This window comes from Blautia sp. CGZ-1-C1, assembly GCF_056504575.1.
In genome coordinates this window covers 1-18161 of record NZ_JBWLUT010000104.1, presented here as the reverse complement: position 1 = coordinate 18161, position 18161 = coordinate 1, and the positions used below count along the sequence as shown (strand labels likewise).

At 42.5% G+C, this 18161-nt stretch carries 19 protein-coding genes; all 19 read left to right on the top strand.

Going from position 1 to position 18161, the window contains the following annotated elements; genetic code table 11:
* Nucleotides 1-25: 25 nt before the first annotated feature.
* The 19 genes from pyrF to AC058W_RS09250 all read left to right on the top strand — a co-directional run bounded on the left by pyrF (nt 26) and on the right by AC058W_RS09250 (nt 18156).
* A complete protein-coding gene (gene pyrF, locus AC058W_RS09340; RefSeq protein ID WP_117676482.1) occupies nt 26-952 on the top strand; it encodes an orotidine-5'-phosphate decarboxylase in 927 nt (308 codons plus the stop codon).
* Nucleotides 953-962: 10 nt separating this feature from the next.
* Nucleotides 963-1751 carry a dihydroorotate dehydrogenase electron transfer subunit gene (locus AC058W_RS09335; RefSeq protein ID WP_118247299.1) on the top strand — a complete coding sequence of 263 codons (789 nt, stop codon included), beginning with the start codon at nt 963-965 and terminating at the stop codon, nt 1749-1751.
* Entirely contained in the window at nt 1751-2653 is a 903-nt protein-coding gene (locus tag AC058W_RS09330) for a dihydroorotate dehydrogenase (protein ID WP_117676480.1), read from the top strand. Before AC058W_RS09335 ends, AC058W_RS09330 begins: the two co-directional genes overlap by 1 nt.
* Nucleotides 2654-2763: 110 nt before the next feature.
* The gene (gene pyrE / locus AC058W_RS09325; protein ID WP_117676479.1) at nt 2764-3444 is read left to right on the top strand and encodes an orotate phosphoribosyltransferase; all 681 of its coding nucleotides are present in this window, start codon (nt 2764-2766) and stop codon (nt 3442-3444) included.
* Between the two features lie 58 nt (nt 3445-3502).
* The gene (locus AC058W_RS09320) at nt 3503-3655 is read left to right on the top strand and encodes a hypothetical protein (RefSeq protein ID WP_178761025.1); all 153 of its coding nucleotides are present in this window, start codon (nt 3503-3505) and stop codon (nt 3653-3655) included.
* Between the two features lie 97 nt (nt 3656-3752).
* Nucleotides 3753-4226, top strand: coding sequence for a VanZ family protein (locus tag AC058W_RS09315; RefSeq protein WP_117676543.1), 474 nt, complete (start codon nt 3753-3755; stop codon nt 4224-4226).
* Nucleotides 4210-4530: a DUF6142 family protein gene (locus AC058W_RS09310; RefSeq protein ID WP_117676478.1), complete on the top strand. Its 321-nt coding sequence runs from the start codon at nt 4210-4212 to the stop codon at nt 4528-4530. The genes AC058W_RS09315 and AC058W_RS09310 overlap by 17 nt, the downstream gene beginning before the upstream one ends.
* A 38-nt stretch (nt 4531-4568) precedes the next feature.
* Nucleotides 4569-6590, top strand: coding sequence for an aminopeptidase (locus AC058W_RS09305; protein WP_118247345.1), 2022 nt, complete (start codon nt 4569-4571; stop codon nt 6588-6590).
* A gap of 213 nt (nt 6591-6803) precedes the next feature.
* Nucleotides 6804-7304: a 5-(carboxyamino)imidazole ribonucleotide mutase gene (gene purE / locus AC058W_RS09300; protein WP_117844700.1), complete on the top strand. Its 501-nt coding sequence runs from the start codon at nt 6804-6806 to the stop codon at nt 7302-7304.
* 75 nt (nt 7305-7379) lie between these two features.
* Nucleotides 7380-8405: a phosphoribosylformylglycinamidine cyclo-ligase gene (gene purM, locus AC058W_RS09295; protein WP_117844698.1), complete on the top strand. Its 1026-nt coding sequence runs from the start codon at nt 7380-7382 to the stop codon at nt 8403-8405.
* Nucleotides 8399-9040 carry a phosphoribosylglycinamide formyltransferase gene (gene purN / locus AC058W_RS09290; RefSeq protein WP_117844696.1) on the top strand — a complete coding sequence of 214 codons (642 nt, stop codon included), beginning with the start codon at nt 8399-8401 and terminating at the stop codon, nt 9038-9040. The genes purM and purN overlap by 7 nt, the downstream gene beginning before the upstream one ends.
* A gap of 25 nt (nt 9041-9065) precedes the next feature.
* On the top strand, nt 9066-10340 hold the full coding sequence (purD, locus tag AC058W_RS09285; protein ID WP_117844694.1) for a phosphoribosylamine--glycine ligase: 1275 nt from the start codon (nt 9066-9068) through the stop codon (nt 10338-10340).
* Between the two features lie 369 nt (nt 10341-10709).
* Nucleotides 10710-11432: a DNA alkylation repair protein gene (locus tag AC058W_RS09280; protein WP_479389997.1), complete on the top strand. Its 723-nt coding sequence runs from the start codon at nt 10710-10712 to the stop codon at nt 11430-11432.
* A gap of 4 nt (nt 11433-11436) precedes the next feature.
* Complete coding sequence (locus AC058W_RS09275; protein WP_117676473.1) at nt 11437-12207, top strand: SseB family protein; 771 nt, start codon at nt 11437-11439, stop codon at nt 12205-12207.
* A 231-nt stretch (nt 12208-12438) separates the two neighbouring features.
* Nucleotides 12439-12816: a GntR family transcriptional regulator gene (locus AC058W_RS09270; RefSeq protein ID WP_117676472.1), complete on the top strand. Its 378-nt coding sequence runs from the start codon at nt 12439-12441 to the stop codon at nt 12814-12816.
* An 8-nt stretch (nt 12817-12824) separates the two neighbouring features.
* Nucleotides 12825-15278 carry an ATP-dependent Clp protease ATP-binding subunit gene (locus AC058W_RS09265; RefSeq protein ID WP_118137086.1) on the top strand — a complete coding sequence of 818 codons (2454 nt, stop codon included), beginning with the start codon at nt 12825-12827 and terminating at the stop codon, nt 15276-15278.
* Nucleotides 15279-15603: 325 nt separating this feature from the next.
* A complete protein-coding gene (locus AC058W_RS09260) occupies nt 15604-16017 on the top strand; it encodes a hypothetical protein (protein WP_008705473.1) in 414 nt (137 codons plus the stop codon).
* Nucleotides 16011-17387, top strand: a complete 1377-nt coding sequence (gene radA, locus AC058W_RS09255; protein ID WP_118247297.1) for a DNA repair protein RadA — start codon at nt 16011-16013, stop codon at nt 17385-17387. The genes AC058W_RS09260 and radA overlap by 7 nt, the downstream gene beginning before the upstream one ends.
* 115 nt (nt 17388-17502) lie before the next feature.
* A complete protein-coding gene (locus AC058W_RS09250; protein WP_118137090.1) occupies nt 17503-18156 on the top strand; it encodes an HAD family hydrolase in 654 nt (217 codons plus the stop codon).
* Nucleotides 18157-18161: the final 5 nt, after the last annotated feature.

Sequence of the window (18161 nt, the reverse complement as noted above, 5' to 3'; positions counted from 1 at the left end):
GATAAATATTCAGGAGGAAAGACTCATGATCAACAAACTTATTGAAAAAATCCAGAAAACAAACGCTCCTATCGTTGTAGGACTGGATCCAATGCTTAACTATATTCCACAGCACATTCAGCAGAAAGCATTTTCTGAACTGGGTGAGACATTAGAAGGCGCAGCAGAGGCAATCTGGCAGTATAATAAAGGAATCGTGGACGCAGTCAGTGATCTGATTCCGGCTGTAAAACCGCAGATCGCCATGTATGAGCAGTTTGGTATTCCTGGATTAATGGCATACAAAAGAACAGTTGATTACTGCAAGGAAAAAGGTCTGGTGATTATCGGCGACATCAAACGTGGTGATATTGGATCTACATCCGCTGCATATGCAGTAGGACACCTTGGAAAAGTTCAGGTGGGAAGCAACAAAATCGCAGGATTTGACGAAGATTTCGCAACTGTAAACCCATATCTTGGATCAGACGGTGTGAAACCATTTATCGACGTATGCAAAGAAGAGAACAAAGGTATCTTTGTACTTGTAAAAACATCCAATCCGTCCAGTGGGGAATTCCAGGACAGAATCATTGACGGTCGTCCGCTTTATGAGTGGGTTGGTGAGAAAGTTGCCCAGTGGGGCGAAGAACATATGGGAAATGGCTACAGCTACGTAGGTGCTGTAGTAGGTGCAACTTATCCTGAAATGGGAAAAACACTCCGTAAGATCATGCCGAAAACATTTATCCTGGTACCTGGCTATGGGGCACAGGGTGGCAAAGGTGCAGACCTTGTACACTTCTTCAATGAAGATGGACTTGGTGCGATTGTTAACTCTTCCCGTGGAATTATCGCAGCTTACAAACAGGAGAAATATGCTTCCTTTGGTGAATTAAACTATGCAGATGCATCCCGTCAGGCAGTAAAAGATATGATTGAAGACATCAGCAGTGCTTTAAATAACCGCTAGGAGGCGCAGAATGAGCGAGAAAACAAGAGAAATCTGTACCATTGTAAGCCAGGAGAGCATCGGTGCAGGTATTTACAGTATGTGGATTCAGACTGATAAGATTGCAGTGGATGCGAAACCAGGTCAGTTTGTATCACTTTATACAAATGATAAATCTAAAATTCTCCCGAGACCGATCAGCCTCTGTGAGATTGATAAAGAAAATAAAAGACTTCATCTTGTTTACAGAGTAACCGGACCGGGAACCGGCACAGACGAATTTTCAAAACTGAAAGCCGGAGATATGATTCCGGTTCTCGGACCGCTTGGAAATGGTTTTCCGGTAGAGAAAGCACAGGGAAAGAATGTATTCCTTATGGGCGGTGGAATTGGTGTTCCTCCGATTCTGGAACTGGCAAAGCAGATGAAATGTGAGAAGAAACAAATCGTTGCAGGATACCGCGACTGTCATACTTTCCTCAGGGAGGAGTTTGAGACAGCAGGAACACTCTATATTGCTACAGAGGATGGCAGTGTAGGAACAAAAGGCAATGTCATGGATGCTATCAGAGAAAATGGTCTAAATGCAGATATTATCTATGCGTGCGGTCCTACTCCAATGCTCCGTGCGATCAAACAGTACGCAGAAGAAAATGAAATTGAATGCTATATTTCTCTGGAAGAACGTATGGCATGCGGGATTGGTGCCTGCCTTGCCTGTGTGTGCAAGTCCAAAGAGAAGGATGCACACAGCAATGTGCATAACAAGAGAATCTGTAAGGATGGCCCGGTATTTCTTTCTACGGAGGTGGAAATCTGATGGATATGAGTGTAAATATTGCCGGCATAGAGTGGAAAAATCCGGTAACAGTGGCATCCGGAACTTTTGGTTCAGGAGCAGAATTTGCTGATTATGTAGATATTAATAAACTCGGAGCAGTAACAACCAAAGGTGTGGCCAATGTTCCATGGGCAGGAAATCCTACTCCGCGTGTAGCAGAAGTTTACGGTGGTATGATGAATGCTATCGGTCTGCAGAACCCTGGCATTGACCTTTTCTGTGAGAGAGACATTCCGTTTCTGAAGCAGTATGATACAAAGATCATTGTCAATGTATGTGGTCATGCACCGGAAGAATATCTGGCAGTGGTAGAACGTCTGGCAGACCAGCCAATCGATATGATGGAGATTAATATTTCTTGTCCGAACGTAAATGCAGGTTTCCTTGCATTTGGACAGGACGCACATCATGTAGAAGAACTCACAGCCCAGATTAAAAGGATTGCAAAACAGCCGGTGATTATGAAACTGACACCGAATGTTACAGATATCACAGAGATTGCAAAGGGAGCAGAAGCCGGTGGAGCAGATGCGGTATCCCTGATCAATACTCTGACAGGTATGAAAATCGATATCAACAGAAAAACATTTGCACTTGCAAACAAGACAGGCGGTGTTTCCGGACCAATCGTGAAGCCAATCGCAGTCCGCATGGTATATCAGGTAGCCCAGGCAGTAAACATTCCAATCATCGGTATGGGCGGAATTTCCTGCGCAGAGGATGCTATCGAGTTTATTCTTGCAGGAGCAAGCGCGGTATCTGTTGGTACAGCGAATTTCCATAATCCTGCAGTGACGATGGAGGTTATTGACGGAATCGAAGCATATATGAAGAAGAATGGATTTGATTCTGTTAAAGATATGGTTGGTATTGTAAAATAAAAATACTATTAAGTTCAAAAAACTTTATCGCGCAGATACGAATTGATTTTGGACTTAAAACCTTGGTATTATTAGATTAATTGCAATAAATACAGGAGGCAGAACATAAGATGGAACAGTATAAACAGGAATTTATTGAATTTATGGTAGACAGTGAAGTACTGAAATTTGGAGAATTTACTCTTAAAAGTGGAAGAAAGTCTCCATTTTTCATGAATGCAGGTGGATATGTAACAGGTTCTCAGTTAAAAAAACTTGGCGAATACTATGCACATGCGATTCACGACAAATATGGCGATGATTTTGACGTACTTTTCGGACCGGCATACAAGGGAATCCCGTTAAGTGTTGTAACAGCCATCGCATTCAGCGAATTATACGGAAAAGAAATTCGTTATTGCTCAGACCGCAAGGAAGAGAAAGACCATGGTGCAGACAAGGGAAGTTTCCTTGGAAGTAAATTAAAAGACGGTGATCGTGTAGTTATGATCGAGGATGTAACCACATCCGGTAAATCTATGGAAGAAACAGTACCAAAGGTAAAAGGTGCGGCAAATGTAGAAATCGTTGGTCTGATGGTTTCTCTTGACCGTATGGAAGTTGGAAAAGGCGGCGTGAAGTGCGCACTTGATGAAGTGCATGACCTCTATGGCTTTGAGACAAATGCGATTGTTACCATGCAGGAAGTAATTGAACATCTTTACAACAAAGAGTACAAAGGAAAAGTAATCATTGACGATACTCTTAAAGCTGCGATTGATGCATATTATGAGCAGTACGGTGCAAAATAAATGAATAAATGTGCTTTGGTCTGCGATACACAGGCCTGACATGAAGGTGAGGATGACTATGAACGAAAAAATATATAAAACCATGTCTTCCACAGGAGCATGCAGTCTGGCAGTCGGAATCATTGTACTGACAACAGGAATCGTAACAGGGATTATGATGATCGTAAGCGGTGCAAGACTGCTGAAAAAGAAATCAGATATATTGATATAAAAGACCGCATAAACCACATGGGGAAATTTTTCGAACTGTCTGTATCAGACCGGGAAATTGCTCTGTGTGGTTTTTCAGTCAGAAACAGGAGAAAACATTGAAGAAAGAAACAAAGCATATCATACGGACACTGGGAACGGTTCTGTTTATCCTGTATGTTCTGGCACTGATTTATTTCCTTTTCTTTTCAGAAGAATATGGAAGAGTAGCAATGGAAGAACGGGAATACAGGTATAATCTGATTCCGTTTGTTGAAATACGACGTTTTTGGGTGTATAGAAAACAGCTGGGATTTCTGGCGGTCTTTACAAATCTTTTTGGAAATGTGATAGGCTTTCTGCCCTTTGGATTTATACTGCCGGTTATTTTGGAGAGAATGAGAAGCGGATGGCTGATTATACTGGCAGGATTTGGACTTAGTGTTACAGTGGAAGTAATCCAGCTTATTACCAAAGTCGGATGTTTCGATGTAGATGACATGATACTTAATACAGCGGGGGCAGCGCTGGGATATCTGCTTTTTTTTATCTGCAATCACCTGAGGAGAAAGATTTATGGCAAAAAGATATAGATATGCATTTGCAAAGAAAAAGGAAGCGCAGAAGGGTAAGTTGTCGACCGGTCTGGCGGCAGCTTCCCTGCTTTTATTTGTGACTGCAGTTTTGCTGTCCTTTTTTTTGAAGGGAAAATTTGGATACATTGTAGGCGGTGTCAGTCTTTGTGCGATGTTGCTGTCTATATATGGATTCACAATGGGGCTTAAGAGTTTCTCGGAAGAAAACAGGACACATCGCACAAGCATGATTGGGTCTATTGCAAATGGAATAATAATGATTGGCTGGCTTGGGATTTTCCTGATGGGAATTTCAGGCTGAAAGACAAAAAGGAGGGGAATAATTTGGACGAATGGGTTATGGAACGATATGAACTGGCAAAAGAAAGAATTGCCCAGATACCGCAGGAAACGATCGTGGAAGAGCCATATCGTGATTTTTTTGTAAAAGAAGCTGCGTTTTTACAGCAGATCATCACTGTAATGGATAATGGAACGCAGGGAAAAAACTTTGTAGAACTGAAAGTGCAGAATCATGAATTATACCAGGATATCCTGCCACAGAATTATGAGAATTCTTATGGAAATCCGGCCTATGCACAGAAGATGCTGGGAGAATACGGAAAGGTATTTACATTCCTGTATACAGAACTTCATGGTGGGATTGCCTATGCTTTTGAAAAGAAAGCATGGGATCTTACGGTTATACTGGAACTGTTTCTGGAAATCTATTCCGCATTTGCGCAGGAGGAAATTCCTACTGAGAAACAGGTGAAGGAGATTCTTGTCTCTTATGTAAATGATTATTGCCAGGATATGGTAGAAGAGCGTATCAGAGAAGCGATTGATCCTGAAAATAACTTCATAGTGAAATTAATCATGGAATCTGATCTGAATGATTTAAGCTATCTGTATCAGTCAGGTGAGTATGTTTCAGAGAATGAGCTGAAAACAGCGGAGTTTATGAATTCCCTTTCCCAGAAAGAAATTGATGATATGGCACGTACCTATACAGAAGGATACCGTATCGGCTTTATTACAGGAAGAAAAGATATTACCAGGAAAAAGACCGTTAATATCCGCTATCATCTGGGGTTTGAGCGTATGGTAAAAGCTGCTATCTGTCAGTTTGAAGAGATGGGACTTAAAACAGTGATCTATCGTCATGCACTTCATGCAGTAAACAGACGTAACCAGTTCAGAAGTGGATTTACAGGTGGAATTGCGAACCCACAGTTTGATTACGACCACAGACAGGACTGTGCGTTATTTATGGATTCTGATTTCGTGAAACGCAAACTTCGCGCAATGCAGACATCCTATGATGAATATGCAGAACTGGCAGCGGTACATGGTGGACCGGCGGTAATCGAGACATTTGGTGAAATTCCATTTTCACCGGTAAGCAAACCGGAGAGCTGGACTTTTACAGAGGCACAGCAGAAACAGCAGCTGGAACTGGATAATGAATCCAGCCAGATCACAAACCGCTATATCAAAGGTGATGAGAGAAGTTTTACGATTATTGCATATCCGGTGCCTGAAATCGGAGAAAATTTCCCTGAGATTTTCCGTGAGATCGTGAAAATCAATACACTGGATTACAAAAAATATCAGAAAATCCAGCAGACAATCATTGACACTCTTGACACCTGTGAATGGGTAGAAATCAAGGGAAAGGGAGAGAATGAGACAGATCTGCTCATTCATCTTCATACCTTGACAGATCCGAAGACACAGACAAATTTCGAAAACTGTGTGGCGGATGTGAATATTCCGTTAGGTGAAGTGTTCACTTCTCCTGTGCTTGCAGGAACCGGCGGAATGCTTCATGTTTCCAAGGTATATCTGAATGGATTGCAGTTCAGGGATTTGAAACTGGTATTTGACTGCGGACAGGTTATTGACTACAGCTGCTCCAATTTTGAGACAGAGGAAGAGAACCGCAAATATATCGAGGATAACATCCTGTTCCATCATCCGAAGATTGCAATGGGAGAATTTGCAATCGGAACGAATACGACAGCTTATGTGGCCGCACACAAATATGACATCGCGGATAAACTTCCGATTCTTATCGCAGAGAAGATGGGACCGCATTTTGCGGTAGGAGATACCTGCTACAGCTGGGAAGAGGATACTCCGGTTTATAATCCTGATGGAAAAGAAATCATTGCAAGAGACAATGAGATTTCTGAGATGAGAAAAGATGATGTCAGCCTTGCTTATTATGGATGCCACACAGATATCACGATCCCGTATGATGAACTGGGAAGTATCCGCACTATTGATGATGAGGGTGAAATGACAGCAATCATTGAAGATGGAAGATTTGTACTGCCGGGAACAGAAGCACTCAATGAACCGTTTGGGGATGAATAATAGTCAATAAAAAAATTATTAGTTCATCAAAATATTTCTTTGCTCCAATATTATTGACAGAAAAAGGGAATCTTAGTAGAATCTACGGTTAGAGAGGGTTTTGAAAAAATCTTTTCTAACCGTACTTTTTTTATCAATAAGAATAAAATGTGAGTCTCCGACGGGTATAACCATATCTGTCAGAGGATACTTGAGAAGAAAAGGAGAATAATCATGGCAAAAGTAGGAATTGTGATGGGCAGCGACTCAGATATGCCGATCATGAGCAAAGCAGCAGACATTCTGGAGAAACTGGGAATTGATTATGAGATGAAGATCATTTCCGCACACAGGGAACCGGATGTCTTTTTTGAATACGCAAAAACAGCAGAAGAAAAAGGCTTTAAAGTAATTATCGCAGGTGCCGGAATGGCAGCACATCTGCCAGGAATGTGCGCGGCAATCTTCCCGATGCCGGTTATCGGAATTCCTATGCACACAACTTCCCTTGGAGGAAGAGATTCCCTTTATTCCATCGTACAGATGCCATCAGGAATCCCGGTTGCAACAGTAGCTATCAACGGCGGTGCAAACGCAGGACTTCTGGCAGCTAAGATCCTTGCAACCTCAGACGCAGAACTTCTTGCAAAGTTAAAAGCATACAGCCAGGAATTAAAAGAGCAGGTAGAAGCAAAAGACGCAAGACTGCAGGAAGTTGGATATAAAAATTACTAAAAAATAATTGCTATACACGAAGTGAACGGTAATAGAAAACAATCTGAAATTGAGAGTAAAAGACGGAGGATAATTATGGATTACAAGACCGCTGGAGTAGATATTGAAGCAGGATATAAATCAGTAGAGCTGATGAAAGAACATGTAAAGAGAACCATGCGCGAAGAAGTGCTCGGAGGCCTGGGCGGATTTTCCGGAGCATTTTCCCTTGCTAAGATCAAAGAAATGGAAGAGCCGGTACTCTTATCCGGTACAGACGGATGTGGAACAAAGGTAAAACTTGCGATGATCATGGACAAACATGATACTATCGGAATTGATGCAGTTGCCATGTGTGTCAATGATATCGCATGTGCAGGCGGAGAACCATTATTCTTCCTTGACTATATTGCATGTGGAAAGAACTATCCGGAGAAAATCGCGGCTATTGTAGGCGGTGTGGCTGAAGGATGTGTACAGTCTGATGCAGCTCTCATCGGTGGTGAGACAGCAGAACATCCGGGATTAATGCCGGAAGATGAATATGACCTGGCTGGTTTTGCAGTAGGTGTCTGCGATAAGAAAGATATGATCACAGGAGAAGATTTAAAAGCCGGAGATGTCCTGATCGGTATGGCTTCCACTGGCGTTCACAGCAACGGGTTCTCACTTGTCCGTAAAGTATTTGATATGACAAAAGAATCCCTTGATACTTACTATGATGAACTTGGAACAACACTTGGTGAAGCTCTTCTTGCCCCGACAAGAATCTATGTAAAAGCATTAAAGAGCATCAAAAATGCAGGTGTCCGCGTACATGCATGCAGCCATATCACAGGTGGCGGTTTCTATGAAAACATTCCGCGTATGCTCAAAGATGGTACACGTGCAGTAGTAGAGAAGAACAGCTATCCGGTACTTCCAATCTTCAAACTTCTTGCAGAGAAAGGTAACATTGAAGAACAGATGATGTACAACACCTACAACATGGGACTTGGAATGGTTCTTGCCGTAGATGCAGCAGATGTTGATAAAACAATGGAAGCAATTAAAGCAGCAGGCGATACTCCATATGTAGTCGGACGTATCGAAGCAGGTGAAAAAGGAGTGACTTTATGTTAAAAGTCGGTGTACTGGTTTCAGGAGGCGGCACAAATCTGCAGGCCATCCTGGATGCCATTGACAGTGGAAAGATCACAAATGCAGAAATATCTCTGGTCATCAGCAACAATCCAAATGCCTATGCTCTGGAGAGAGCGAAGAACCATAACATAGAAGCCGTATGTATTTCTCCGAAACAGTATGAAAGCAGAGAAGAATTTCACAAAGCACTTCTGGAAAAGCTGAAAGAGAGTGGCGTGGAGCTTATCGTTCTGGCAGGATTCCTCGTAGCAATTCCGCCGATGATCGTGGAAGCATATCCAAATAAGATCATTAATATCCATCCGTCACTGATTCCGTCTTTCTGTGGAGTTGGTTATTACGGACTTCATGTGCATGAGAAAGCGTTAGCAAGAGGGGTTCGTGTTACAGGCGCTACGGTACATTTCGTTGATACTGGCACAGATACCGGTCCGATTATTCTTCAGAAAGCAGTGAAGATTAAATCTGATGACACTCCGGAAGTTCTCCAGAGACGTGTTATGGAGAAAGCAGAGTGGAAAATCCTTCCTAAGGCAATCAATCTCATTGCCAATGGCAAGGTGAAGGTTGTGGATGGAAGAGTGGAAATAGAAGAATACGATACGGAAGAGTAGATACAAAAAGGAGCGGCAAGATAAAATGAAAGTCTTAATTGTAGGCAGCGGCGGCAGAGAACATGCGATTGCATGGAGTGTTTCAAAAAGCCCGAAAGTAGATAAAATTTATTGTGCACCTGGAAATGCAGGAATCGCAGAGCTTGCAGAATGTGTAGATATCGGTGCAATGGAATTTGAGAAACTTGCTGATTTTGCACAGGAAAAAGAAATCGATCTTACGATCATTGGCATGGATGATCCGCTGGTCGGTGGTGTCGTAGATGTATTTGAGTCCCGCGGTCTGAAAGTATTCGGACCAAGAAAGAACGCTGCAATCCTTGAGGGATCTAAAGCTTTCTCAAAAGATTTAATGAAGAAATACAATATCCCGACAGCAGCATATGAGAATTTCGATGATCCTGAGAAAGCACTGGAATATCTCCGTACAGAAGCGAAATTTCCGATCGTTCTGAAAGCAGATGGTCTTGCACTTGGCAAAGGTGTACTGATCTGTAATGATCTGAAAGAAGCAGAAGACGGTGTAAAAGAGATCATGGAGGATAAGAAATTCGGAAATGCCGGAAATACAATGGTCATTGAGGAATTTATGACAGGACGTGAAGTTTCTGTTTTATCTTTCGTAGATGGAAAAACAATCCGCACCATGACTTCTGCACAGGATCACAAACGTGCCCAGGACGGAGATCAGGGACTTAACACCGGCGGAATGGGAACATTTTCACCAAGTCCGTTCTATACAGAAGAAGTGGATGAATTCTGCAAAAAATATGTATATCAGCCGACTGTAGATGCAATGGCAGCAGAAGGACGTCCGTTCAAAGGAATCATTTTCTTTGGCCTTATGCTTACCGCAGATGGCCCGAAAGTACTGGAATATAATGCACGCTTCGGAGATCCGGAAGCACAGGTAGTCCTGCCACGTATGAAGAATGATATCATTGAAGTAATGGAAGCGTGCGTAAATGGAACACTGGACCAGGTAGACCTTCAGTTCGAGGATAATGCAGCAGTGTGCGTAGTACTTGCAAGTGATGGATATCCTGTAAAATATGAAAAAGGTATCCCAATGTACGGCTTTGAAAATTTCAAAGACAAAGACGGATATTACTGCTTCCACGCAGGAACCAAACTGAAAGACGGCCAGATCGTTACTAACGGCGGTCGTGTTCTGGGAATCACTGCGACAGGCAAAGATTTAAAAGAAGCAAGAAAGAATGCATATGAAGCTACAGAGTGGATTACATTCGCAAATAAATATATGCGCCATGATATTGGAAAAGCAATTGATGAAGCATAAAAGTATTGATGATTAGTAACTATTCAGCGGTCTACTATCCCGCGAGGTACTGAACAGTTACGATGATTAAAAATAAACAGGAGACAAGACTGGGAGAAAAGTCCTATTCTTGTCTCCTATTTTATAGTCAGCAGATACTTCTTCTGTCCAGAAGTGTTTTCAATATGGTATTTCCTCAAAGAACGATAGAATCCACATAAATATTTTTGCATAAATAATACGAGCGATTTCCTTTACTTTTCATGCAATCTGTTATAAAATAGAAAAGTGCTGTAAAGCAAAGTTACAGATTGAGATGAATTGTAACGTAGCAGAAACAGCGAGGAGAAAGTTACTGTTCAGCATATGCGCAGTAATGGGAGAAATATTATGAACAGGAAAAGTCAGAAAGAGATTCAGGTGACGACACATATGGTGCGCCAGTTTCTGCAGGAGAATGAAGATACCGGTTATCGGGATTTTCACAGCAATCTTCTGCCGGGTGTGGATAATGTTATGGGAATCAGACTTCCGGTGTTGCGAAAATTTGCAAAGCAGCTTTCTGGTATGGACTGGCAGGAATGGTTTGAACAGGCAGATGATCAGTGGTATGAAGAAACGATGCTTCGTGGACTGGTGAGCGCTTACGCAAAGATGGAATGCAAAGAACGCTTAACATATGTGGCAAAATTTGTGCCGGACATTAATAACTGGGCAGTGTGCGACTGTTTTTGCAGTACATTAAAAGATGCAGATAAATACCAGACGGAATACTGGGATTTTATTGAACCGTATTTTACTTCGGATAAAGAATACGAAGCAAGATTTGCGGCAGTCATGCTTCTGGGACATTTTGTGAAGCGTGAATATTTGAAAGAGAGTATCAAACGTCTGGAGAGTATCACTCAGCAGGGCTATTATGCAAAGATGGCAGTGGCGTGGGCAGTATCTGTATATTTTGCGGTATTTCCGGATGAGATGCTGGCATACTTGCAGGACGGCCACAAACTGGATGAATTTACATATAAGAAATCACTACAGAAGATCACAGAGTCTTATCGTGTTGATAAGGAAATGAAAAAGATCATAAAAGAAATGAGACAGAGAGGATAAAATAATGGGAATCAGCAAAGAAGAAGCAATCAAGGAATTACAGAACAGAGAGACAGTATTTGTTGCATACTCACAGGCTACCAAACTGCCATATGTGAAATGTGACGAAGAGACTTATAATGACCAGGCATGGATTTTTTCCACAGAAGAGGGAATCAAGGAATTCGGCAAAAAGATGATTGAAGATAAGATTCTTCTTATGGGAATGAGATTTTCCAAGAAAGATTATCCAAGATTATATGGTACTTTTTATGCCATTGGTGTTAACACTGTTGTATGGGTAGACGGTGAAGATAAGATTGAGATTGATCTTCCTGATATTGCAAAACAGGCTGATATGAGCAAAATTGAGCCGGCCAAGAGACCACTTCTCAATCCGACACTTGAACTTTCCGGTATTTATTTTGTACAGGAACTTCGCCGTCCGGTAGAGAAAGATCAGCATGGAAATATCCGTGAACTTGAGGAAGAGCTGATCGTGAACCTTAAAAAATCAGAATATCTGGTTGCCATGAATGTAGATCCGGAAGATCCGAAGAAGATCAACATTCCATATCTGAAGAATAAAAAAGGTGACATTCTTCAGCCGGTATTTACTGATGTCATGGAACTTGAGAAATTTACCAAAGGTCAGAAACTCCGTATTGCAAAAGTACCATTTGCAAAACTTCCGGAACTGATGATTGACAAGGCAATGGCTTATGCAGTTAATCCATTAGGATTCAACCTTATTCTGAATAAAGAACAGTTGAACAAGATTATTGGGTTAAAGTAATCTGAGCTGGACATTTGATCGCGTTACAGAGTGAAGACTAACTCTGGTATGTTTGAGAAGACTGGAAAATAGTAACATGAAATAAAAAAGGTGTAGATTATGTAAAAAAATGCATAATATACACCTTTTTATGTTACAAAATTTATCCTTTCCAAAACCTTACAGATATGATTGCAAAAAATGTTGGTTTGTGCTAGGATATGTGTAACACAAAAAAGGAGAAAAATCCATATGATGATTGAAATAGATTTCAGCAGTGATGAAGCCATTTACATCCAGCTGACCAATCAGATTATCATGGGAATTGCCACGTCAAGGCTGCAGGAGGGTGATACTTTACCATCCGTAAGGCAGCTTGCAGATACAGTAGGAATTAATATGCACACAGTAAATAAAGCATATTCACTGTTAAGGCAGGAGGGATTTGTAACTATCGACCGCAGACGTGGTGCAGTGATTTCCATTGATGTAAATAAACGTAAAGCGTTAGAAGAGCTAAAACAGAATCTCATGGTGGCTCTTGCGAAAGGATGCTGTAAGAGTGTGACCAGAGAGGAAGTACATCAGCTTATCGACGAAATTTTTGATGACTATAATAAAGACAGATAGGAGACGACATGGAGAGACAATTTACCAGACAGGCAGAGAATGCCCTTAAACTGGCAAAGACGACAGCGAAGTCTTGTGGACACGGGTATATCGGAACAGAACATCTTCTGGCAGGTCTTTTAAAGGAACCGGAGGGTACTGCGGGAAAAGTACTGCAGGAATTTAATGTAGAAGAAGAAAAGCTTATGGAGCTGATCAGCCAGCTGATTGCTCCGGCACAGGGAGATACTGTTGTAGAAGAAAAGGATCCGCAGTATAGCCCGAGATCAAAGAGAATCATTGAGCAGGCGCAGGAAGATGCAGAGAGCATGGAATGCGTCTGCGGAACAGAACATCTGTTGCTTGCACTTCTGAAAGAGACAGACTGCGTAGCTACCAGACTGTTGTTTACAATGGGAGTAAATATCCAGAAACTTTTTGCAGCGATTCTGACAGCGATGGGATTTGATAATGATACGATTGCAGAGGAATTTCAGTATGCAAAGAATGCAAGAAATAAAAAGATGACAAGCACCCCTACTCTGGATCAATACAGCCGCGATCTGACACAGCTTGCCGCAGAAGGAAAGCTTGACCCAGTAGTAGGACGTGATAAAGAGATTACCAGACTTATCCAGATTCTGAGCAGAAGAACTAAGAACAATCCATGTCTGGTTGGTGAGCCGGGAGTTGGTAAAACAGCTATCGTTGAAGGGCTTGCTCAGCGTATTGTCATGGGAATGGTTCCTGATACAGTGAAAGATAAACGTCTTGTTGTTCTGGATCTTTCCGGTATGGTTGCGGGAAGCAAGTACAGAGGTGAATTTGAGGAACGTATCAAGAATGTGATTCAGGAAGTGAAGGAACATCAGGGAATTCTTCTGTTTATTGATGAAATCCATACCATTATCGGGGCTGGAGGAGCTGAGGGTGCGCTGGATGCATCAAATATTCTGAAACCATCTCTGTCCAGAGGTGAGATACAGCTTATCGGAGCAACGACTCTTGAGGAATACCGTAAACATATTGAGAAAGATGCGGCACTGGAACGAAGATTTCAGCCGGTAACAGTGGAAGAACCATCAGCAGAAGAGACAATAGAGATTCTTAAGGGACTTCGCCCATATTATGAGAAACACCATGGAGTGAAGATCGAAGATGAGGCCCTTGAGGTAGCAGTGAAAATGTCTCAGAGATATATCAATGACCGTTTTCTTCCGGATAAGGCTATCGATATCATTGATGAGTCAGCATCCAAGGTCCAGCTTGCAGGTTATCAGTCAGCACCGGAACTGGAAGCATATGAAATGGAACTTAACGAGCTTCGCGAGGAAAAAGAGCAGGCAGTTAAGACGGCAGATATTGAACGTGCCAGAAAAGCGCAGACCCGCCAGAACGAAGTAGAAGCCGAGATGGAGAAAATCCGTATTAAGACAGAGCGCAGAAATAAGAGAAAGAAACTGGTCGTAAATGAAGCTGCTGTCGCAGAAACTATTTCTGACTGGACGAAAATACCGCTTCAGCGTCTGACAGAAGGAGAAACCAAACGTCTTGCACGTCTTGAAAAAGAGCTTCATAAACGAGTGATTGGACAAGATGAAGCAGTAAAAGCTGTTGCACAGGCGGTGAAGCGAGGAAGAGTAGGACTTAAAGATCCGAACCGTCCGATTGGTTCATTCCTTTTCCTTGGACCGACAGGTGTTGGTAAGACAGAGCTTTCCAAAGCTCTTGCAGAGGCAGTATTTGGCAGTGAGCAGGCAATGATCAGGGTTGACATGTCTGAATATATGGAGAAACACAGCGTCTCCAAACTGATTGGATCTCCTCCGGGATATGTAGGCTATGAAGAGGGTGGACAGCTCAGCGAGAAAGTCCGCAGAAATCCATATAGTGTACTGCTTTTTGATGAAATTGAGAAAGCTCATCCGGATGTATTTAACATTCTTCTTCAGGTATTGGATGATGGCCATATCACAGATGCACAGGGTAGAAAGGTAGACTTTAAACAGACGATTATTATCATGACATCTAATGCAGGTGCGCAGGCAATCATGGAGCCGAAACGTCTGGGATTCATGTCAAATAATGATGAGAAGAAGGACTATGAACGGATGAAAGGCGGTGTAATGGAAGAAGTACGCCGTATCTTCAAACCAGAATTCCTCAACCGAATTGATGATATCATGGTATTCCATGTATTAAATAAAGAAGATATCCGTAAGATCGTAACTCTGCTTCTTAAGACATTGGAGAAACGATGCGCAGAGCAGATGGATATTCAGCTTACTGTAACAAATGCAGTGAAAGATTTTATTGCAGATAAAGGTTCTGACAACAAATACGGTGCCCGTCCGCTTCGCCGCGCAATCCAGAGCAGAATCGAGGATGCACTTGCGAATGAGATTCTGGAAGGCAAAGTTAAACACGGAGACCACGTACAGGTGAAACTTCATAAGAATGAGATTATGTTTGAAGTGAAGTAGTACGATACTTACGAATTGCTCCGCTGCGAGGCAGCTTTCGCAATTCTGCAAACATTCGGAATCCGCAGATTTACTACGTAAATCGCTACTTCCTCATGCTTGGCGGGTTGCAAGATCAAACGCCTTTTGATTTTGCAACCCTGGTATCTGGAATTGTGAAATTAGTATAAAAAAACCAGTGAGCCACTGGTCAAAAAGGTGAATTTATTATATAATAACCACATAAAATGTCGGGAAAGGTACAGTGATGATGAAAACTGTATCAATGCCGGTGAATAAAACGGCGGGGACGGCAAACAAAAGAGTCTTAGGAGGACATAGGGAAATGGCAGTAGTAAAAGAATTAATCCGCACAGAAGAGAATGGAGCAATCAGCTTTGGTGATTATGAGCTTGCACAGAAATCTAAATTATCAGATTACCAGCATCAGGGCGATATGTATAAAGTAAAAACTTTTAAGGAGATTACCAAGCTCGAGAGAAACGGAATGTTCGTTTACGAATCAGTTCCGGGAACAGCAGTGTTTAACCTTACACAGAGTGAAGCGCAGATGGACTTCCATGTAGAAGGACCGGAAGATGCACAGATCACAGTAGAGATGGAACCGGACACAGAGTATGAAGTATTTATCGAGCAGGCAAGCACTGGCAAGATGAAGACAAACCTTGGCGGTAAACTTTCCTTTAGTGTAGAACTTGGAAATGCTGCAAGAGTAGAAGTAAAAATTGTAAAATGCTAAAAAATAAAAAGACAGTATATTTTTGCCAGGAGTGCGGATATGAATCTGCGAAATGGATGGGGCAGTGCCCGGGATGCAAGTCATGGAACACCTTTGTGGAAGAGACAGTTTCCACAAAGAAGCCATCCTCTTCTGGAGCAATGAAATCATCAGAAAAAAGGCAGGAACCGGTGATCCTTAAAGACATCAGCCTGTCAGAAGATGAACGACAGACAACTCAGATTGGTGAACTTGACAGGGTGCTGGGCGGCGGTATCGTCCCCGGCTCCCTTGTTTTAGTGGGAGGAGATCCGGGCATCGGAAAATCTACGCTGCTTTTACAAGTGTGCAGGAATCTGGCAGAGAAGCAGGTTTCGGTCCTTTATATTTCAGGCGAGGAATCTCTGAGACAGATTAAGCTGAGAGCTAATCGTATCGGGCAGTTTACGGATAAGATGCAGCTTTTATGTGAGACGAACCTGGAAGTGATACGTGAGGTGATCGAGCGCAGGAAACCGGATGTGGTTGTGATCGACTCCATTCAGACCATGTTTCATGAAGATGTAAGTTCGGCACCGGGAAGTGTCTCTCAGGTAAGAGAATCTACCAATATCCTTATGCAGATTGCAAAGGGGATGGGTGTGTCCATTTTTATTGTAGGTCATGTGACGAAAGAAGGAAATGTGGCAGGTCCGAGGGTTCTGGAACATATGGTAGATACGGTGCTTTATTTCGAAGGTGACCGGCATGCTTCTTATCGTATCCTGCGTGCAGTGAAGAATCGTTTTGGCTCTACGAATGAGATTGGTGTTTTTGAAATGTGCAATACAGGTCTTGAGGAGGTGAAGAATCCGTCGGAATATATGCTGAATGGCAGACCGGAGGATGCGTCGGGTTCTGTTGTGGCGTGTTCTATGGAAGGAACCCGTCCGATTCTGGTTGAAATCCAGGCACTTGTGTGCCAGAGTAATTTCGGTATTCCGAGGCGGACAGCGGTGGGAACTGATTTTAACAGAGTGAATCTCCTTATGGCTGTGCTTGAGAAGAAAGTCGGACTTCGTCTGGCTGCATCGGATGCTTATGTCAATATTGCAGGGGGAATGAAGATGACAGAGCCGGCAATTGACCTTGGAATCTGTCTGGCGATTGTTTCCAGTGCGAAGGATATTGTGATTCCTGATAATGTGATGGTGTTTGGTGAGGTTGGCCTGAGTGGTGAAATCCGCGCGGTGAGTATGGCAGGCCAGCGTGTGCAGGAGGCGAAAAAACTGGGCTTTGGAACAGTTGTGCTTCCGGAAGTGTGTAAGTCTTCTGTTGGAAAAGTGGAAGGGATCAATTTGGTTTATGTGTCGCAGATTCGTGATGCGATTGGTTATATTATGAAAAAATAGATTGGCAGACTACTTGCTTATATATGGTTTTGATAAGTCGATCAGACTGTCGTCAAAGATATTTTTTGTCTGAGAAAGTCTGCTGACAGAGAGAAAGAGGAAAGGATCAAAAGTTATGGCGAGTGGAATTGATACAGTGATATTTGATATGGATGGAGTGATTTTTGATTCGGAGATTCTTGTGCTTCAAGCGTGGAAAGAAGTGGCAGAACGTCATGGAATCGCAGGAGTTGAGGCGGCATGTCATGAGTGTCTGGGAACAAACAGTGTTGTAAGTAAAGGGGTTTTTCTGAAACATTATGGTGAAGATTTCCCATATGAGGAATATAAAGCGGAGATGGCAGAAGTGTTTTTCAGTCATGCTTCAGGAGGTAAACTGGCAAAGAAGCCGGGAGTTGAGGAACTTTTGAAATATCTGAAGGCGAAGGGGTTTAAGATCGGGCTTGCCAGCTCTACCAGGGAGGCACTGGTGCGTTCGGAGATTTCAGATGGCGGGCTGCTGGGATATTTTGATCAGATTATCGGGGGAGATATGGTGGAGCGGAGTAAGCCGGAACCGGATATTTTTCTGGAGGCATGCAGAAGACTGGAATCAAAACCGGAAAATTGTTATGTGATAGAAGATTCTTATAATGGGATCAGGGCAGCACATGCAGCAGGGATGCATCCTATTATGGTGCCGGATCTGAAGGAACCGACGGAGGAGATGAGGGTGTTGGCAGAGAAAATATTGAGGTCGTTGTATGAAGTTAAAGAGTATATTAAGTGAAAGTT